This is a genomic window from Rhodococcus sp. MT28 (assembly GCF_058792695.1).
Map to the genome: position 1 here is coordinate 1 of NZ_JBXAFD010000085.1, position 539 is coordinate 539.

Consider the following 539-nt stretch of genomic DNA (forward strand, 5'->3'; position numbering starts at 1 on the left):
CCGCGGCGGTGCGGAACATTCCCGGTGCAGCTTCGGCCACGGCACGAAAAGGGTTGATTGGTGAGCATTTTCATCGTGGCCGGGCTGTTTGTCGGTGTGATCGTCACCGTGACCTCAGGGTTGATCGCTCGATTGCGGCTCGCGGGCCCCTTGGCGATGGTGATCGCCGGGATCGGGGTTTCGGCGCTGATGGACGAAGACCTCACCAACCTGCTGTACGCGCAGTCCACCGAGCGTGCGGTTGAGTTGATTCTCGCGCTGCTGTTGTTCGTGGACGCCACCGAGGTGAAGAAGGGATTGTTCGGTGGTGAGCCGGCCGTCGCAGCACGATTGCTCCTCATTGCCCTTCCTTTGTCCGTGCTGAGTGCCGTGGCGTTGGGCATCTTCCTCTTGCCGGCGACATCTCTCGCGGTGCTGGTCGTCATCGCGTGCGTCGTCGTGCCGACCGATCTCGCACCGGCTGCGCAGTTGCTGCACGATCGTCGAATTCCTGCACGCGTACGACGTATCCTCAACGTCGAAAGTGGTTACAACGACGG

Annotated in this window: 1 pseudogene; it reads left to right on the forward strand. The window is 62.0% G+C overall.

Annotated features, from left to right (window positions below):
• Window positions 1–60: 60 nt before the first annotated feature.
• Window positions 61–539: pseudogene (locus AC1Q6C_RS33740) on the forward strand (cation:proton antiporter); the annotation flags it as partial.